Here is a 15,065-nt window from a genome sequence, read left to right as displayed (position 1 = left end):
TGTGTTACGCCTATATCTTTGTCTCTAGTTCTATTTCTGTCTCTTGCTTTATGTTGCTCTCTCGCCCTATCTCACTCTCTAGCAATATTTAAAATAAACACTAAACCTTTGGCTAACGTGGTCGATAAATACACAAAGCCTTAATTCGTTTGGAGTGTGTATCTCGTGGCGATCACCGTTAATACTAATGTTTCAGCACTGGTTGCACAGCGCAACTTGAGCAATGCAACAGACATGCTGAACCAATCCATGGAGCGTTTGTCTTCAGGGAAGCGTATTAACAGCGCAAAAGACGACGCAGCAGGTTTGCAAATATCCAATCGCTTGCAATCGCAAATGCGAGGGCTGGATGTCGCAGTACGAAATGCAAACGACGGAATCTCCATCATGCAAACTGCCGAAGGCGCGATGGATGAAGTCACCAATATCATGCAACGTATGCGTGATCTTTCTTTGCAATCTTCTAACGGCTCTAACAGCAATGCCGAACGGTTAGCTTTGCAAGAAGAAGTGAGCGCGCTTAATGATGAACTCAACCGAATTGCAGAAACGACCTCTTTTGGTGGGCGTAAATTGCTCAATGGCAGCTTCGGTCAATCATCGTTTCAAATTGGTGCCACTTCCGGTGAGGCTGTTCAGGTTGAGTTGAAGTCAATGCGTACCGATGGTATCGAGATGGGCGGCTTTAGTTACGTCGCGAATGGGCGTGCAAGTTCAGATTGGCAAGTCAAAGATGGTGTGAATGAGCTGAGCATGTCATTTACCAATCGTGCTGGCGAGGTGGAAACTATTCAAATCAATGCGAAAGCAGGTGATGATATTGAAGAGCTTGCTACTTATATTAATGGTCAAACTGACAAAGTCACGGCATCTGTCAATGAAAAAGGGCAGTTGCAACTCTTTATGGCTGGTGTAGAAACGTCAGGTACTATGGCTTTTTCTGGTGATTTAGCAAGTGAACTGGGGTTGCAACTAAAAGGTTACGACGCGGTCGATAGTCTGGATATTACTTCAGTAGGGGGAGCACAACAGGCGGTTGCGGTGTTAGACACGGCTATGAAGTATGTAGACAGCCATCGCGCAGAGTTAGGCGCGTATCAAAATCGCTTTGACCATGCCGTCAATAATCTTGAGAATATCCACGAAAACGTCGCAACCTCAAACAGTCGAATCCAAGATACTGACTACGCCAAAGAAACCACACAAATGGTGAAGCAGCAGATCTTGCAACAAGTCAGCACCACGATTCTTGCACAAGCAAAGCAGGCGCCAAATCTAGCACTAACGCTACTGGGCTAATCAATAACGTGACGTGATTTTTACGTAAAAACAGCCTTTATCGACAATTCCAAACGAAGCTTTAGTAAAAAAAGAAAGTTTTTTTGCTTTTTTATCCGCTTCATCACGATTTACCTGCCAAACAATTTTTTTTCAAAAAAATCTTAAATTTTTCCTAAAGAAACCAAGAAGTGCGCCGTTAATAAAAATAACTTTGAGAGAACTACTTGGTTTTCCGAGACGTCGGAAACCGCTACATCGGAAAATCAATTGGAGAAATCACCATGGCAGTGAATGTAAACACAAACGTATCAGCAATGACCGCTCAGCGTTACCTAAATAGCGCAAACTCAGCACAACAAACGTCAATGGAACGTTTGTCTTCAGGTTCAAAAATCAACAGCGCAAAAGATGACGCTGCGGGTCTTCAAATTTCGAACCGCTTGAACGTGCAAAGTCGTGGTCTTGATGTGGCCGTTCGTAACGCGAACGATGGTATCTCTATTGCACAAACGGCTGAAGGTGCAATGAACGAGACAACCAACATTCTGCAACGCATGCGTGATCTTTCTCTACAATCGGCAAACGGCTCAAACTCAAAAGCAGAGCGTGTTGCGATTCAAGAAGAAGTAACCGCGCTAAACGATGAGCTAAACCGTATCGCTGAAACGACCTCTTTTGGTGGCAACAAGCTACTAAACGGCACGCACGGTTCTAAATCTTTCCAAATCGGTGCGGACAACGGCGAAGCTGTGATGCTTGAGCTAAAAGACATGCGCTCAGACAACAAAATGATGGGTGGCTTGAGCTACCAAGCAGAAAATGGCAAAGACAAAAACTGGAATGTCGCTGAGGGTAAAAATGACCTTAAAATCAGCCTAAAAGACAGTTTTGGTCAAGAGCAAGAAATCAGCATTAACGCGAAAGCGGGCGATGACATCGAAGAGTTAGCAACTTACATCAACGGTCAAACGGATCTAGTAAAAGCATCAGTAGACCAAGATGGTAAACTGCAAATCTTTGCTGGTAACAACAAAGTTGACGGCGAAGTGTCTTTCTCTGGCGGTCTATCTGGTGAGTTGGGCTTCGGTGAAGCGAAGAACGTAACGGTAGATACGATTGACGTAACCTCAGTGGGTGGCGCACAGGAATCTGTAGCTATCATTGATGCGGCACTAAAATACGTAGACAGCCACCGCGCAGAGCTAGGTGCTTTCCAAAACCGTTTTGATCACGCAATCAACAACCTAGACAACATCAATGAGAACGTGAATGCGTCGAAGAGCCGTATCAAAGATACCGACTTTGCGAAAGAAACGACTCAAATGACCAAGTCACAAATTCTATCGCAAGCGTCAAGCTCAATCCTTGCGCAAGCGAAACAAGCGCCAAACTCAGCGCTAAGTCTACTAGGCTAATTGGTCCAGTAAGAGAACCTAATTGGCTCGTGGTGAGAGATGAGCGAGTAAACCCAGCTTCGGCTGGGTTTTTTTCTGTCTGAATTCAGAGCGAGTATTTCTTTTGTGAGTTGGGGATGTTTGAGTTGCATCACACTTCAGTAAGTAGCAGAAAATAATCGCAAAAAAATAAAAATTTTTCCTAAAGGATATGGATTGGTCGCCGTTAAAGGGATTGAGAGAAATAAGATGTACCTAAGTGAGGTGAGAGACACGACGGTGCATCAATCAAAGCCTTAAGGAGATCAACTATGGCGATTAACGTTAATACTAACGTTTCTGCGATGACCGCACAGCGTTACCTAAACCAAGCGGCTGAAGGTCAACAAAAATCAATGGAGCGTTTGTCTTCGGGTTATAAAATCAATAGCGCGAAAGACGATGCTGCAGGTCTACAAATTTCTAACCGTTTGAACGCACAAAGCCGTGGTCTAGACATGGCAGTGAAAAACGCGAACGACGGTATTTCTATTGCACAGGTTGCTGAAGGTGCAATGAATGAATCCACTAACATCCTACAACGTATGCGTGACCTATCGCTTCAATCTGCGAACGGTTCAAACTCAAAATCAGAACGTGTAGCGATCCAAGAAGAAGTGACAGCGCTTAACGATGAACTAAATCGTATCGCTGAAACAACCTCTTTCGGTGGTAACAAACTTCTTAACGGTACTTACGGTACTCAATCTTTCCAAATCGGTGCGGACTCAGGTGAAGCAGTCATGCTGTCTATGGGTAACTTGCGTTCTGATACTTCGGCAATGGGTGGTAAGAGCTACGCAGCAGAAGAGGGTAAAGACGCGTCTTGGACTGTTGGTGAAAAAACTGAACTAAGCATGAAGTACACGACCAAGCTTGGTGAAGAGAAAGAACTGACGATCAACGCAAAGCAAGGCGATGATATCGAACAGCTAGCGACTTACATCAACGGTCAAAGCGAAGATGTAAAAGCATCGGTTGGTGAAGACGGCAAGCTACAAGTATTTGCGGCTTCTCAGAAAGTAACGGGTGACGTTGAGTTCTCTGGCAACCTAGCGGGCGAGATCGGTTTCGGTAAAGCAAAAGACGTGACGGTTAAAGATATCGATGTCACTACTGTTGCTGGTTCTCAAGAAGCGGTTGCTATCATCGATGGCGCACTGAAATCAGTCGACAGCCAGCGCGCGTCTCTTGGTGCATTCCAAAATCGTTTCGACCATGCAATCAGCAACTTAGACAACATTAATGAAAACGTTAATGCGTCTAACAGCCGCATTAAAGATACCGATTACGCGAAAGAAACGACGTCTATGACTAAGTCGCAAATTCTTCAACAAGCAAGTACTTCAATTTTGGCTCAAGCGAAGCAGTCACCATCTGCAGCGCTAAGCTTGTTGGGCTAACCGGTTTTACTTAGCTGATTTATTCACCTAAGCGATAGATCGTTCGTTAGCCCATAAGGTGGAAGGGAGATTATGATGGAAATACCCTCATATACATCGAACATCCAGCCTTACGGTGAACCGAATGGCACAAAAGTTGCTAAACAAAATGGCAGCGGCATAGGTACGCCTAGCGCGAGTACTTCAAACGGTCCACTTTCTCCTGAAAAAGTGAAAGGGGCCGAGCACGACTTCTCTGTTAAAGCCGCATTAGAAATGGCGGACACCCGTCATGAGCTTAACAGAGAAGAACGTGAAAAAATGGTGGCACAGATGAATGAGTTTGTGAACGCCATGAACAAGGGAGTATCGTTTCGTATCGATGAAGAATCGGGGCGAGACGTAGTGACGATTTTCGAAGCCACGACTGGTGACGTGATTCGTCAAATCCCTGATGAAGAAATGCTTGTGGTATTGCGTCGCCTAGCTGAGCACACAGCCAACAGTGGTTTGTTGGTTGAAAAAGTGTAAGTCGTTTTTGAGGTGATTTAATGAGTTTAAGCCCTTTGGGGATGTCTGGCGGCATGGATATTAATGCCATGGTCAGCAAAATTGTAGATGCCGAGCGGGTACCAAAGCAGCAAAGCATCAACAACGAGCGTGCGACAATAGATGCCAGCATCAGTGCCTACGGGCGACTTAGAGAATCATTGGATACGATGAAGAACCTCATGGCGAATTTTCGTCAAGAGAAAGCCTTTGCGGTTCGTACTGTTGAAACAACAAACGACAGCATTGTATCTGCCACTGCAACGACGGATGCCATAGCCGGTAAGTATGCTATCGATGTGTTGCAGCTTGCTCAGAGCCACAAAGTCGCTTCTGATGTTTTACCTGAAGATGCGAAGTTTGGCCCTGGTAAGCTGCAGATTTCACTTGGTGATGATGATTTTAACGTTAACGTTCCATCTCACGCTAAGCTTGTGGACGTTGTGCGTGGAATTAATGGCGCGAAAGATAACCCTGGCGTCCGAGCATCACTCATCAATGATGTTGATGGGCCACGTTTGATCCTTGCTTCGAACTTATCGGGAAAGGACCACCAACTTAAAGTCAGTGTCGATGCCCAAGCTGGCAATCCTCTGAAACATTTCGAATATAAGACACTGGAAGAGCGAGTGAATGCGCTTGAAGAAGCTCGTGAAGCGGCAGAAGCCGTGTTAGGGCCACTCAAGGCAGAACCAACCACAGTAGAACAACCTAGTCAGCTGGATGCCGACGGCAATCCTCTACCTCCTCAAGACCAGAAAGCGGCAGATCAAGCCACAGAAAATACATCAAATGAACCGATTTCTTCTTATGGTTCAGCAGCAGCCAAGGCGGCTCAAGAGGCAATAGACAAAGCGAATCAACGTGCAGGAATGCGCCCGCAGGACAGTATCCCCGGCTGGACGGAAACCGCTTCTGGAACGTTGTTGGATTCGTACCGTATGCCAGAAATTGAACTGGATGAAGCGGCGATTGCAAAAGCTCCTGACGTTCCTGGTTGGAATAATACAGCATCTGGCACCTTGGTGGATTCTTACGTCACGACAAAAGAAGCCAAGCAGCAGCTCGAACAAGAAAAAGCAGACATCGAGCAGAAAATTGCTAGTGACAAGCAACAACTTGATGAAAAGGTCGAGCGCGGTGAGCTCACCGAAGAACAAGCCAAAGAGATGCATCGTTCTAAGCTAAAACCCGAAGAACGTGAACGCTTAGAAAAAATCGATGTCGCAGAAACAAAAATTGCAGAAGCACAGAAGTCATTTGAAGCCTATTTAGGTATGACGCAAGTTCAAGCTGGCCAGGATTCGATGGTGATGCTTGATGGTGTTGCGCAGTTATCTAGCCACAACAACGTGATAGAAGATGCGATTGAGGGGGTAAACCTCACGATCAAAGGCAAGTCAGAAGCGGGTAAACCGCCAGCTGAAATTGGTGTTGAGTATGATCGTCAAAGTGTGCGTGCCGATATAGAAACGTTTGTGTCTGCCTATAATGCGTTCTACCAAACATCCAAAGCACTGGCGAGTGTCGACCCAACGACCGGTCAGCGTGGTCCATTAGCGGGCGATAGTACCGTGCGAAGTGCTGATGCGAGATTGAAATCTGTTTTCTCTACCAATATCGACAAAGCGCCGGAAAATTTAAAATCATTGACAGAGTTTGGCATTACGACCACACGTCAAGGGACACTCGAAATCAACTACGACATGCTCGACCGCCAGTTGAATAACAACTTCAATGAGCTGGAAAAGTTCTTCGGCGGTAACACAGGCTTCGCGAAACGTGTAGAAGATGCCATTCACGGTATTACCGGAATTACGGGTAGTATCCGCACACGTGAAAAAAGCCTGACAGAGCAAAATTATCGACTTAACGATGATCAAGTCGCATTGGATCGCCGAATGGACGGTCTTGAAAAACGTACCCATGCGAAATTTGCTGCGATGCAAGATGCGACGGGTAAAATGCAAGGTCAACTTGGGGCGTTAATGAACGCAATCGGCTAATGAATGGAAACTGAACTCCAAAAAATTAGTGATATTGATCAACTAATAACGCAACACCTAGAAAAAGATGACTTTAATGCTGAAGAAATTCTTCACTTGGTCGATATCAGAGAAAGCTTATTAGAAAGTCTGTTATCCAGTGCAGAGAGTAATCCATTGGTTAAGCAGCAAGTAGAGTGGCAAGACTTGCTTACTCGAACCAAAAAAATTGTTGAGCTGATGCAAGTAGAGACCTCGAATGTTGGAAAAGAACTTCACAAGTTCCGTTATGGTCAGCGCTCGCTTCAGCAGTACAAAAAATTTATTTAGAAGAGGAATACTATGCGCGGTTCTTTGCAAGCATACAAAAAGGTATCAGTCGACAGTCAGCTAAGCGCGGCTTCTCCGCACAAAGTGATTCAAATGCTGATGGCTGGTGCGATTGAACGCTTAATTCAAGGTAAAGCGGCAATGCTTGCAGGAAACATTCCTGCGAAAGGTGAACGCCTAGGGAAAGCATTAGACATTATTATTTCTCTTCGTAGCTGCCTTTCTATGCAAGATGGTGGTGAGATTGCATCTAACCTAGATGCTTTATATGAGTTTATGATCACTCAGATCTCTGCTGCGAACCATAAAAACGACCCTCAGCCAATTGATGATGTGATTGATATCATTCGTGAAATCAAATCAGCGTGGGATCAGATTCCTGCGGAATATCACAACTTAACAGCAGCCGAAGTGGGAATTTAATATTCAAAACAAAACTTTATAAACTAAGTTTTGTTTATAAGCGATTGTACGTTTAATTCGTGAGTAAAGTTACAATCGAGCTCACACCGCACCATTGCTTGGTTGCCTTATTTTTTTATTCAAATAAAATAGAAGCCATTAGTAGCCCTAATGGCTTTTTTTGTTGCTGATTTCCCTAATTATCTATCACTAATTGAGAGACGGTGTTCCTTTCTCATTTCCAATAGTGCAAATCAAGGTTTGGCCGCAACGCACCCGAAATAAAGGCAATCATTCTTACTTATGCAAGGTTTGGCAAAGCTGCTTGTAATTGATGACGATGCTCCAAGTCGTCTAAATATAAGCAATATATTAGAATTTGTTGGAGAGAGTTGCGAAGCAGTCAGTACTGACCAGCTTGGTGATGTAGACTGGTCCGGAGTATGGGCTGGCTGTATCATAGGCAACGTATCTGCGGGGCGTGCAGCGACAACATTGATGGCTCATCTAAGACAAGCGCACCATATCCCTTTGCTTGTTTTGGGGCCTTTCCCTCTATCGGTTGATGATCTACCTAACTTTGTTGGTGAATTAGAGCAGCCACTTAACTATCCACAGTTGAGTGAGGCGTTACGTCATTGTAAAGACTTTCTTGGACGCAAAGGCGTCAACGTTGTAGCAAGCGCTCGTAAGAACACCCTTTTCCGTAGTCTTGTTGGTCAAAGCCGTGGTATTCAAGAAGTTCGTCATTTGATCGAGCAAGTTTCTGGCACAGAAGCGAATGTATTGATCCTTGGTGAGTCTGGCACGGGTAAAGAAGTGGTTGCGCGTAATATTCATTACCATTCTGCATACCGTAATGGACCATTTGTGCCAATTAACTGTGGTGCCATTCCTCCTGAGCTTTTGGAGAGCGAACTTTTTGGCCATGAGAAAGGTGCATTTACTGGTGCGCTGACTTCTCGCAAAGGCCGTTTTGAGTTGGCAGAGGGTGGTACGATCTTCCTTGATGAAATTGGCGATATGCCGATGTCAATGCAAGTGAAATTGCTGCGTGTTCTTCAAGAGCGATGTTTTGAACGTGTGGGTGGCAACACGACGATTAAAGTGAACGTTCGTGTTGTTGCTGCAACGCATCGTAACTTAGAAACCATGATCGACGACGGCACATTCCGTGAAGATCTGTTCTACCGTCTCAATGTATTCCCAATTGAAATGCCAGCGCTTAAGGCTCGTAAACAAGACATTCCATTACTTCTTCAAGAGCTGATGACTCGATTAGAAGCAGAAGGTGGTCAGCCGATTTGTTTTACGCCACGGGCAATAAACTCATTGATGGAACATAATTGGCCAGGAAATGTTCGTGAACTTGCGAATCTAGTAGAGCGCATGATCATTCTTTATCCAAACAGTCTGGTGGATGTCAATCACTTACCAACGAAGTATCGCTACAGTGATATTCCTGAGTTTCAGCCAGAAACCAATCCATTTACGTCTGTTGAAGAACAAGAGCGTGACGTTTTCCAAGATATTTTCTCCGAAAACTTCAGCTTTGATACTCAAAGTGATCTCGACCACAACGTAAATGCCCCACAAGGCCTACCACCAGAGGGATTGAACCTCAAAGAGCTACTTGCAGATCTAGAAGTGAACATGATCAGTCAGGCGCTTGAAGCCCAAGGTGGCGTGGTTGCTCGTGCCGCGGATATGCTCGGAATGCGCCGCACCACATTGGTCGAGAAGATGCGCAAATACAACCTGCATCGTTAGACATCACGCTTATTTGCCTTTCTATATTCAAAACCCGTACCTTGCGGGTTTTGTTGCTTATGCATGTGTCAACTTATTGTCGCTGGCTAACTGATGGTCTCTAACTAACTGATTGATAAAATTGTAAAAATGTTTGGTATATAAATTGCTTGTTTAGCTATTTAGTTGTTAAATGGCGATATTTCGACAGGCAGTACATGGACAATAACACCAACCAATCCCATCTCGATTCGGTAGAAAATCAAGTAGAGCGATACAAACAAGTATTGGATGTGATGCCTGCAGGGGTGATCTTACTTGATACACATGGTGTTGTTCGTGAAGCAAACCCAGAAGCGCACCGAATTCTTGAGATTCCGTTAGTGAACGAAAAGTGGTTCACCATTATTCAAGCGGCTTTTGATCCGCGTGAGGATGACGGACATGAAGTTTCATTGCGTAATGGTCGTAAAGTGCGTTTAGCAATCTCGGCTTCGACGACCGGGCAATTGATACTGATCACGGATTTAACGGAAACGCGGTTATTACAGTCACGCATCAGTGATTTGCAGCGTTTGTCTTCTTTAGGTCGGATGGTTGCCTCATTGGCGCATCAAGTGAGAACGCCACTATCGAGTGCAATGTTGTACGCCTCTAACCTTGCCGCCCCAAATCTTCCACCAGCAACGAAAGATCGATTTCAAAGCAAATTAATGGATCGACTGCACGATTTGGAAAAGCAGGTAAATGATATGCTGCTTTTTGCCAAAGGTGGTGATAATAAAGTCATTAAGCCATTTAGCATCGCTCAGTTGGTTGCCGAATATCAGCCAATGGTCGAAACCGCGTTGAAGAACAATAACATTGACTACTTCCTTGAAGTCGAAGAAGAGCAGACCGAGCTGCTTGGCAACGCAAACGCCATTGCATCAGCACTAAGTAACTTAGTGATGAATGCGATTCAAATGTCAGGAAAAGAATCGCAAATTGATGTTTTTTTTCGTCCGGTGAACGGTGAATTGCGCATTTCTGTGCAAGACAGCGGCCCGGGCGTACCAAAAGAACTACAAGCCAAAATTATGGAGCCATTTTTCACCACACGTTCTCAAGGAACGGGGTTGGGGCTCGCGGTAGTTCAGATGGTTTGCCGTGCCCATGACGGTCGATTGGAACTTATTTCAGAGCAGGGTGATGGAGCCTGCTTTACGATGTGCATTCCGCTAGAGCGAGTGCAAGCAGAAGCGCAGTAAGCGGCTTTTGCGATAACAGGAGAATCATAATGGCGCAAAGCAAAGTGCTGATCGTAGAAGACGATGAAGGTCTTCGTGAAGCCTTGGTCGATACTCTGGCTCTGGCAGGGTACGAATGGTTAGAAGCGGATTGTGCAGAAGACGCATTAGTGAAACTGAAGTCGAACGCAGTGGATATCGTCGTTTCTGATGTACAAATGGCAGGCATGGGCGGCTTAGCGCTGCTTCGCAATATCAAACAGAATTGGCCAAATTTACCGGTTCTTCTAATGACGGCGTACGCAAACATAGAAGACGCCGTTTCGGCAATGAAAGAGGGTGCGATTGATTATATGGCGAAGCCATTTGCACCTGAAGTTCTGCTCAATATGGTGAGCCGTTATGCGCCTATCAAAAGTGATGATAACGGTGATGCGGTCGTAGCAGATGAAAAAAGCCTGCGTCTTCTTGCTTTGGCAGATAAAGTCGCGCGCACCGATGCAAACGTTATGATCTTGGGCCCAAGTGGTTCCGGTAAAGAGGTGATGTCTCGTTACATCCATAATGCTTCTCATCGTAAAGATGGCCCTTTTGTCGCCATCAACTGTGCGGCTATTCCAGACAACATGTTGGAAGCGACCTTATTCGGATATGAGAAAGGGGCGTTTACCGGTGCGGTACAAGCGTGTCCGGGTAAGTTTGAACAGGCACAAGGCGGTACGATTTTGCTGGATGAAATCAGTGAAATGGATTTAAGCCTACAAGCGAAATTACTGCGCGTATTACAAGAGCGCGAAGTGGAACGTTTAGGGAGCCGTAAGAGCATCAAGCTGGATGTGCGTGTGCTTGCAACGAGTAACCGTGATTTAAAACAGTATGTGTCAGAGGGTAACTTCCGTGAAGACTTGTACTACCGCTTAAATGTTTTCCCAATTTCGTGGCCAGCACTTTGCGAGCGTAAAGGTGATATCGCACCGCTTGCAACGCATCTTGCGGAGCGCCATTGCAGCAAGATGGGCATGCCAGTGCCAAAAATTTCTGATGTTGCATTGGAGAAGCTACTTCAATATCCATGGCCGGGTAACGTTCGTGAATTAGACAACGTGGTTCAACGTGCACTGATTTTGAGTGAAAACGGTGACATTGATGCAGAACATATTTTGCTAGAGGGTGTAGATTGGCAAGATGCGAGCAGTCTTCAGCATGTTGTTCAAAATGCTCATGTCATTGTGCCGGATGTTAAACCGGTTGCTCAAGCGGAATCGATTAACCGCGCTGCGGCTGGGGGGGAGGGGCTTGGTGGGGAGTTGCGCGATCAAGAGTATGCCATCATTCTAGAAACCTTGATTGAGTGTAACGGCCGCCGTAAAGAAATGGCCGATAAATTGGGTATCAGCCCACGAACGTTGCGCTATAAACTCGCCAAAATGCGTGATGCAGGTATCGATATTCCGGCTTAGTCGCGACATGCGTAGCCATAAGATTAAAGAGTGGTTAAACTGCAACGTTTTTGTCTTATGGCACGCTAATTGCTGTGTCAAAAAACAGTTTTATTAATAGTCAAAGTTTTGGCTTAGAGGTGACAATGAAAGTTGATGGTATTCAAGCAGAAATGCGCGCCATGATGGTTGGGGCAACGAATGCAACGCCAGTTGGAACAGGCGCACAAGTTGGGGCAGATTTTGGTGATCTGCTCACTAAAGCCATCAATAATGTCAACTCACTTCAAAAAACATCAGGTGATCTTCAAACACGTTTTGACCGTGGCGATGCAGATGTCTCTTTATCTGACGTAATGATTGCTCGTAACAAATCCAGTGTTGCTTTCGAGGCCACTGTCCAAATCCGCAATAAACTCGTTGAGGCTTACAAAGACCTCATGAACATGCCAGTGTAATTTTAGGTAATAAGTGTGGCAGACAAGTCTACAGATTTAACCGTTAGCAATGGTGGCTCAGATGGCGCACTGATTGCGAGCTCCGATCTTGACGTTGAAGGGCAAAACCCTGATCTCGAAGAGCGCAGCGCTTCCAAATTTGATATGGCCGTAGGTGACCTCGATTTACTTCGACAAGTCGTACTCGTGCTTTCAATCTCTATCTGTGTTGCTTTGATTGTGATGCTGTTCTTTTGGGTAAAAGAACCAGAGATGCGCCCGCTTGGTGTGTATGAGACAGAAGAGCTGATCCCTGTACTGGATTATCTCGACCAGCAACAGATCAATTACAAGCTTGATGGTAACAATGTTTCCGTTGAGTCGAGTGAATATAACTCGATTAAACTTGGGATGGTGCGCGCTGGTGTAAATAAACCAACAGAAGCTGGCGATGATATCTTATTGCAAGATATGGGGTTTGGTGTATCTCAGCGTTTAGAACAAGAACGATTAAAGCTCAGCCGCGAGCGCCAACTTGCACAAGCCATTGAAGAAATGAAGCAAGTCCGTAAAGCTCGAGTGTTGCTTGCATTACCAAAGCACAGTGTCTTTGTTCGCCATAATCAAGAAGCGTCTGCCTCCGTTTTCTTAACCCTGTCGACAGGCGCTAATCTTAAGCAAGAGGAAGTGGATTCTATCGTTGATATGGTGGCCAGTGCGGTACCAAGCATGAAGACGTCACGTATCACGGTAACAGATCAACATGGCCGCTTATTGAGTTCTGGTTCGCAAGACCCAGCATCGGCTGCGCGCCGTAAAGAACAAGAATTAGAGCGAAGCCAAGAGCAGGCACTGCGTGAAAAAATCGACTCAGTATTGTTGCCGATTCTTGGTTTTGGTAATTACACGGCACAAGTGGATATCCAGATGGATTTCAGTGCAGTTGAGCAAACACGTAAACGCTTTGACCCGAATACGCCCGCCACTCGCAGCGAATATGCCTTGGAAGATTACAACAACGGCAATATGGTGGCAGGTATCCCTGGGGCATTAAGTAACCAACCCCCAGCAGATGCATCTATTCCGCAAGATGTTGCTCAAATGAAAGATGGTTCGGCGATGGGGCAAGGCTCGGTTCGCAAAGAATCGACGCGAAATTTTGAGCTTGATACCACCATCAGTCATGAACGTAAACAGACCGGAACGTTGGCACGTCAAACCGTATCGGTTGCGATCAAAAACCGTACTCACGTTAATCCAGACACCGGTGAAGTGACTCATACGCCAATGTCGGAAGCTGAAATCAATGCGATTCGTCAGGTTCTTATTGGCACGGTTGGCTTTGACGAGTCTCGCGGTGACTTGCTGAACGTACTAAGCGTGAAGTTTGCTGAGCCAGAAATGGAGCAGTTGGTTGAGCCGCCGATTTGGGAGCACCAGAACTTCAGTGAGTGGGTGCGTTGGTTCGCAAGTGCATTGGTGATTATTGTGGTTGTCCTTGTGCTTGTTCGCCCAGCTATGAAGAAACTGCTTAACCCTGCTGGCAGCGATGAAGATGAAATGTATGGACCAGATGGCCTACCAATTGGCGCAAATGGCGAAACCAGCTTGATTGGTAGCGATATCGAGGGCAGTGAGCTGTTTGAATTTGGTTCGAGCATCGATTTGCCAAACCTACATAAAGATGAAGACGTATTGAAAGCGGTTCGTGCACTGGTTGCCAATGAACCAGAGCTTGCGGCTCAAGTAGTGAAAAACTGGATGAATGACAATGGCTAACGACATCGTAGCGCAAAATGGTAACGGCGCAGGTTTGCCGGTTGAGTTTGATGCTTCAACCATCACTGGTGAAGAAAAAGCAGCGATTTTGCTGTTAAGTCTCAACGAACAAGATGCTGCAGGCATTATCCGTCACTTAGAACCAAAACAGGTTCAACGTGTAGGTAGTGCCATGGCGCGAGCAAAAGATCTTAGCCAAGAGAAAGTCTCTGCGGTGCATCGCACATTCTTAGAAGACATTCAGAAATACACCAATATTGGTATGGGCAGCGAAGACTTTATGCGTAACGCCTTGGTGGCAGCATTAGGTGAAGACAAAGCCAATAACTTGGTGGACCAAATCCTATTGGGAACTGGTTCAAAAGGTCTGGATTCATTGAAATGGATGGATCCACGTCAAGTGGCAAGCATTATTGTCAATGAACACCCTCAGATCCAAACCATCGTATTGTCCTACTTGGAAGCGGATCAATCAGCGGAAATTCTTTCTCAGTTCCCAGAGCGCGTGCGTTTGGATCTGATGATGCGAATTGCTAACCTAGAAGAAGTTCAGCCATCAGCACTGGCCGAGCTGAACGAAATCATGGAGAAGCAGTTTGCAGGTCAAGCAGGCGCACAAGCTGCGAAGATTGGCGGCTTGAAAGCTGCAGCAGAAATCATGAACTACCTAGACAACAACGTCGAGGGAATCTTGATGGAGCAGATTCGCGACCAAGACGAAGACATGGCTACACAAATCCAAGATCTCATGTTCGTATTCGAGAACCTGGTGGAAGTGGACGACCAAGGTATTCAGAAATTGCTGCGTGACGTTCCTCAAGACGTTCTGCAACGTGCGCTTAAAGGTGCCGACGACTCTCTACGTGAGAAAGTCTTCAAGAACATGTCAAAGCGTGCCGCTGAGATGATGCGTGATGATATCGAAGCAATGCCACCAGTTCGTGTTGCAGACGTGGAAGCGGCGCAAAAAGAAATCTTGGCGATTGCTCGTCGTATGGCCGATGCAGGTGAAATCATGCTGTCTGGCGGCGCAGACGAGTTCTTATAATCTCTTTAGCGTTCTTCATTGC

At 45.8% G+C, this 15,065-nt stretch carries 13 protein-coding genes; all 13 read left to right on the top strand.

The features are described 5' to 3' along the window. The first annotated feature begins 165 nt into the window (after nucleotides 1-165). The 13 genes from VA249_RS10380 to fliG all read left to right on the top strand — a co-directional run bounded on the left by VA249_RS10380 (nucleotide 166) and on the right by fliG (nucleotide 15,043). Nucleotides 166-1,299 carry a flagellin gene (locus VA249_RS10380; RefSeq protein ID WP_221067939.1) on the top strand — a complete coding sequence of 378 codons (1,134 nt, stop codon included), beginning with the start codon at nucleotides 166-168 and terminating at the stop codon, nucleotides 1,297-1,299. 263 nt (nucleotides 1,300-1,562) lie between these two features. Beyond that, nucleotides 1,563-2,696 (top strand): flagellin, encoded by a 1,134-nt coding sequence (locus VA249_RS10375; protein WP_128810423.1) that lies wholly within the window; start codon nucleotides 1,563-1,565, stop codon nucleotides 2,694-2,696. A gap of 290 nt (nucleotides 2,697-2,986) precedes the next feature. Then, on the top strand, nucleotides 2,987-4,117 hold the full coding sequence (locus VA249_RS10370; protein ID WP_221067938.1) for a flagellin: 1,131 nt from the start codon (nucleotides 2,987-2,989) through the stop codon (nucleotides 4,115-4,117). A 75-nt stretch (nucleotides 4,118-4,192) separates the two neighbouring features. Next, nucleotides 4,193-4,627 carry a flagellar protein FlaG gene (gene flaG / locus VA249_RS10365; protein ID WP_221069927.1) on the top strand — a complete coding sequence of 145 codons (435 nt, stop codon included), beginning with the start codon at nucleotides 4,193-4,195 and terminating at the stop codon, nucleotides 4,625-4,627. Between the two features lie 20 nt (nucleotides 4,628-4,647). Further along, nucleotides 4,648-6,651, top strand: a complete 2,004-nt coding sequence (gene fliD / locus VA249_RS10360) for a flagellar filament capping protein FliD (protein WP_221067937.1) — start codon at nucleotides 4,648-4,650, stop codon at nucleotides 6,649-6,651. 3 nt (nucleotides 6,652-6,654) lie between these two features. Continuing rightward, a complete protein-coding gene (gene fliT, locus VA249_RS10355; RefSeq protein ID WP_221067936.1) occupies nucleotides 6,655-6,960 on the top strand; it encodes a flagellar protein FliT in 306 nt (101 codons plus the stop codon). A gap of 12 nt (nucleotides 6,961-6,972) precedes the next feature. Then, the gene (gene fliS, locus VA249_RS10350) at nucleotides 6,973-7,383 is read left to right on the top strand and encodes a flagellar export chaperone FliS (RefSeq protein ID WP_099079761.1); all 411 of its coding nucleotides are present in this window, start codon (nucleotides 6,973-6,975) and stop codon (nucleotides 7,381-7,383) included. A 282-nt stretch (nucleotides 7,384-7,665) separates the two neighbouring features. Continuing rightward, complete coding sequence (locus VA249_RS10345; RefSeq protein WP_221067935.1) at nucleotides 7,666-9,132, top strand: sigma-54 dependent transcriptional regulator; 1,467 nt, start codon at nucleotides 7,666-7,668, stop codon at nucleotides 9,130-9,132. Nucleotides 9,133-9,329: 197 nt separating this feature from the next. Further along, nucleotides 9,330-10,361, top strand: coding sequence for a sensor histidine kinase (locus VA249_RS10340; protein WP_221067934.1), 1,032 nt, complete (start codon nucleotides 9,330-9,332; stop codon nucleotides 10,359-10,361). Between the two features lie 29 nt (nucleotides 10,362-10,390). Then, nucleotides 10,391-11,800: a sigma-54-dependent transcriptional regulator gene (locus tag VA249_RS10335; protein ID WP_221067933.1), complete on the top strand. Its 1,410-nt coding sequence runs from the start codon at nucleotides 10,391-10,393 to the stop codon at nucleotides 11,798-11,800. Between the two features lie 125 nt (nucleotides 11,801-11,925). Beyond that, nucleotides 11,926-12,237, top strand: a complete 312-nt coding sequence (fliE, locus tag VA249_RS10330; RefSeq protein ID WP_128810430.1) for a flagellar hook-basal body complex protein FliE — start codon at nucleotides 11,926-11,928, stop codon at nucleotides 12,235-12,237. Nucleotides 12,238-12,252: 15 nt separating this feature from the next. Next, on the top strand, nucleotides 12,253-13,995 hold the full coding sequence (gene fliF, locus VA249_RS10325; RefSeq protein WP_221067932.1) for a flagellar basal-body MS-ring/collar protein FliF: 1,743 nt from the start codon (nucleotides 12,253-12,255) through the stop codon (nucleotides 13,993-13,995). After that, complete coding sequence (gene fliG, locus VA249_RS10320; protein WP_221067931.1) at nucleotides 13,988-15,043, top strand: flagellar motor switch protein FliG; 1,056 nt, start codon at nucleotides 13,988-13,990, stop codon at nucleotides 15,041-15,043. Before fliF ends, fliG begins: the two co-directional genes overlap by 8 nt. Nucleotides 15,044-15,065: the final 22 nt, after the last annotated feature.

This window comes from Vibrio alfacsensis, from assembly GCF_019670485.1.
Classification (GTDB): domain Bacteria; phylum Pseudomonadota; class Gammaproteobacteria; order Enterobacterales; family Vibrionaceae; genus Vibrio; species Vibrio alfacsensis.
This window is presented reverse-complemented; position numbering and strand designations above follow the sequence as displayed.